This is a genomic window from Pseudonocardia halophobica, from assembly GCF_027922425.1.
Taxonomy (GTDB): Bacteria; Actinomycetota; Actinomycetes; order Mycobacteriales; family Pseudonocardiaceae; genus Pseudonocardia; species Pseudonocardia halophobica.
Genome location: NZ_BSFQ01000081.1, coordinates 1 through 3,731, shown reverse-complemented (window position 1 = coordinate 3,731; position 3,731 = coordinate 1). Strand labels below are relative to the sequence as shown.

Here is a 3,731-nt window from a genome sequence, read left to right as displayed (position 1 = left end):
CCTCGTTCGTGCAGGTCCGAGAGCAGTTCGGTCGTCCGATCGGCGCCTTCCAGGCAGTCAAGCACACCCTTGCCGACATGTACGCGCTGGCGAGTTCGCTGCGCAACCTCTGCGACGTCACCCTGGAGGACGCCACATCGAGCAGCGCGGACGAGCTGCTCATGCTCGCGGCCGTCGCCAAGGCCTACGCAGCGGACGCGGCGGTTCGCGTCTGTGAGAGCGCGATTCAGATGCACGGCGGCACGGGCTTCACCACCGAGACCGATCTGCATCTGTACTACAAGCGCGCCCTCGCGCTGCGCGCCTGGTACGGCGACCACGAGGAGCTCACCCACCGGATCGGGGACAACCTGCTCACCGGACCGCAGCTCGCCGAGCCCCGGAGCACGTCATGACAGTCACCGCGCCCGGCAGGTACCGTCCCCGACCCGATCTGGTCGCCGCCTATACCGCGCCCGGCCTCTGGGAGGAGACCCGCGTCGACTCCTACCTGAGAGAGCGGGCCGCACAGCACCCGGATCGCCTGGCCCTCGTCGACCGCGGGAACCTGTGGAGCTACGGCGCCCTCGACCGTGAGGTCGACCGCTGGGCCACGGCCCTGCGGAACCACGGTGTCGGGCTCGGCACGGTGGTCTCCTGGCAGCTCCCCAACTGGGCCGAGGCCGTGGTCCTGCACCAGGCGACGCTTCGTCTCGGCGCCGTCAGCAACCCCATCATCCCGATCTACCGGCACTCCGAGGTCTCGTTCATCCTGCGGCAGGCGCAGTCGGAGATCGTCTTCGTCCCGGCGGCCTTCCGGGGCTTCGACTTCCCCAGCATGCTCCGCGACATACGGGACGAGCTCCCGGACCTGGCGACCGTGGTCGTGGTCGGTGACGCTCCCTCCGAGGACGGTGTCATCGGTCTGGACGCCTTCCTGGCCAGGGCGGCCCCGGCGCAGGCCCGAGCGGGCGGGAAGGCCGCGGACGACGCGAACGCCATCGCGCTACTGCTGTACACATCCGGCACGACCTCGAGCCCGAAGGGTGCCCTGCACACGCACAACACCCTCGACTACGAGAACCGCAGCATGATCGAGTTCTTCGGGTTGACGAGCTCGGACGTGGTGTTGATGCCGTCCCCGGTCACCCACATCACCGGTGTCCTCTACGGCCTGCAGCTCCCCTTCATGCTCGGCGGTGCGGTGGTGCTCCTGGATGTCTGGGAACCTGGCGCCGGGCTGGAGCTGATGGAGCGCCACGGATGCACGTTCATGGTGGCCGCCACCCCGTTCCTGCACGGCCTGGTTCACCATCCGGCCCGCACACCCGAGGCGACCCGCACGCTGCGCGTCTTCGCCTGCGGGGGCGCGGACGTGCCCCCCGAGCTCGTACACCGGGCCACGGACGAGCTCGGCTGCCTGGTCAGCCGGGTCTACGGCTCCACCGAGTTCCCCACCGCCACCAGCAGCAACCTCTCCGACCCGACGGACAAGCGCGCACGCACAGACGGGCGTGCGATCGGCCAGGCGCCGGTCGTCGTGGTCGACGACGAGGACCGGCCGGTGCCCCCCGGCGAACCCGGGCACCTGCTCGTGCGGGGTCCGGAACTGTTCGTCGGATACCTGGACGACGCCCTGAACGCCGACGCCTTCACCCCGGACGGCTGGTTCCGCACCGGGGAGCTGCCGGTCGTCGACGGCGAGGTCTACGTCGAGATCACCGGCCGCCAGAAGGACATCATCATCCGCGGCGGGGAGAACATCAGCGCGAAGGAGGTCGAGGACCGCCTCTTCGAGCACCCCAAGGTCGCCGACGTCGCGGTGGTGGCAGTCCCCGACCCGGTGCTGGTCGAGCGGGCCTGCGCCGTCGTCGTCCCGGAAGCGGGGGTGGAGGTCGATCTCGACGAGCTCACCACCTGGCTGCGCGAGCACCATCGCCTGGCCATGCAGAAGCTCCCCGAATACCTCGTCCTGGTCGATGAGCTACCTCGCACCGCCAGCGGCAAGGTCCAGAAGTTCAAGCTGCGCGACCGACTCCGTCGCTGCCCCCCGACAGCGGAACCGACCCGGTAACACGGGCCCGACCGTGACAGCCCGTCAGGAACCAGGAGGAACAATGAAGATCCATCCAACCAACCCGTTCTCGGCGGGGCACCAGTTCCTGGAGGCCCCTCGCTGGCACGCCGGCCACCTCTGGGCCAGCGACTTCTTCGCCCAGCAGGTACTCCGCTTCGACGACGACGGCAGCTACCAGACCGTCGCCAAGGTCGACGGCTCCCCATCGGGCCTCGGATTTCTCGCCGACGACTCCGTGCTGGTCGTCTCCCAGGCCACCGCCAAGGTCCTGCGGATCGCTCCCGACGGAACGACCACCGAGTACGCGGACTTCAGCGACATCGCCACCGGACTCGGCAACGACATGCTCGTGTCGCCGTCCGGACATGCCTACGTGGGCAACTTCGGTTTCGCCCTGGGCACCGAGGACCCCCGCACCACCAACCTGGCGCACGTCGACCCCGAGGGGCACGTGCGGCGCGTTCCCGGGGAGGTGCTCTTCCCCAACGGCGCCGCCCTGACCGCGGACGGCCGGACATTACTGCTGGCCGAGACCTTCACCCATCGCATCAGCGCCTTCGACGTGGCTGCGGACGGATCTCTGTCGAACCTGCGGCTCTGGGCGCAACTGCCCGACAGCTTCCACCCGGACGGCATCGCGCTGGACAGCGACGGCGGCGTCTGGTTCGGCAATGCCCTCACCCCCGGGGACGAGAGCGGCTTCTACCGGGTGCTCGAAGGCGGCACGATCACCGACCACGTCCCCACCCCCGGCACCTGGGCTATTGCCTGCGCGTTCGGAGGCTCAGGACTCGACGTGCTCTACCTGATGTGCAACACGACCACGCTCGAGGAGTTCCACGAGGGTCGCTCGAACGGAGCGGTTCTCACTGCCTCCGTCGGTCGTAGCGGCGTCGATCCTGCGTAGACCGCATGAGACCTCGGCCGGGTTGCCGGGCGCCACATCCACTCGGCAACCCGGCCCGAGATCACCACGGACTAGGATGTCGCGCGGGCCGCAGCACGGGGAGGAGGAGAGAATGAGTAGCGCAGGCATGACGACCGGCGCACACGCGAAGCGGCCCAAGACCCGACGTGCCGACATCGGGGAGGCGGCCAGCGCGCTCTTCGCGGCTCGAGGCTTCCACTCGGTCAAGATGGACGACATCGCTCAGGCCAGTGGCATCACGGCCCGAGCCCTCTACCGGCATTACGCGAACAAGCAGGCCCTGCTGTCCCATGTCGTGCACCAAGATCAGAGCCGGCTCATCGAGACCCTCACCTCGCTCGGAGACACGCCACCTCCAGACCTGGCATCAGGGCTTCGCATGCTCATCGAGACTGCCCTGCAGAGCCTGCGCCTCTCGCTGTTGTGGCAACGCGAAGCCCGTCATCTCGGCCCTGACGACTACGCCGCGGTGCGGGCGCGCACGCGTTGGATCGCCGATCGGGTCGATGCCCTCAGCATCGCCCCGGCCCGTCCCGATCTCGACCCCTTCCTGCGTGAGCTGCGCAGCTGGGCAGTCGTCGGCCTCGTGACCAGCCCGGGGCACTACGACACGAGCCTGGCGTCGACCCGCCTCGCAGACCTCCTCTTGCAGGCAGGCATCCGAGTGGTTGGTTGCCTTCCCGCGCAGGAACCGGCTCATGACGGTCTGCGTCCGGTTGACCGGCCCCCGACCGGGCGGCGCGAGCT

General features: G+C 69.0%; 4 protein-coding genes. All 4 read left to right on the top strand.

Features of this window, described 5'->3' with window-relative positions; all coding sequences use genetic code 11:
• The coding region (locus PKE99_RS37125; protein WP_271214983.1) for an acyl-CoA dehydrogenase family protein at positions 1-395 on the top strand (395 nt) is incomplete at its 5' end.
• Positions 392-2,053 (top strand): AMP-binding protein, encoded by a 1,662-nt coding sequence (locus PKE99_RS37120; RefSeq protein WP_271214982.1) that lies wholly within the window; start codon positions 392-394, stop codon positions 2,051-2,053. The genes PKE99_RS37125 and PKE99_RS37120, both read left to right, overlap by 4 nt.
• A 43-nt stretch (positions 2,054-2,096) precedes the next feature.
• On the top strand, positions 2,097-2,963 hold the full coding sequence (locus tag PKE99_RS37115) for an SMP-30/gluconolactonase/LRE family protein (protein ID WP_037054138.1): 867 nt from the start codon (positions 2,097-2,099) through the stop codon (positions 2,961-2,963).
• 127 nt (positions 2,964-3,090) lie between these two features.
• A partial coding sequence (locus tag PKE99_RS37110; protein WP_271214981.1) for a TetR/AcrR family transcriptional regulator occupies positions 3,091-3,731 on the top strand: 641 nt, incomplete at its 3' end.

Excerpts from the sequence above, each read along its gene's own strand:
- PKE99_RS37115 (WP_037054138.1), top strand. The coding sequence starts at position 2,097 with ATGAAGATCCATCCAACCAACCCGTTCTCGGCGGGGCACCAGTTCCTG.
- PKE99_RS37120 (WP_271214982.1), top strand. The coding sequence starts at position 392 with ATGACAGTCACCGCGCCCGGCAGGTACCGTCCCCGACCCGATCTGGTC.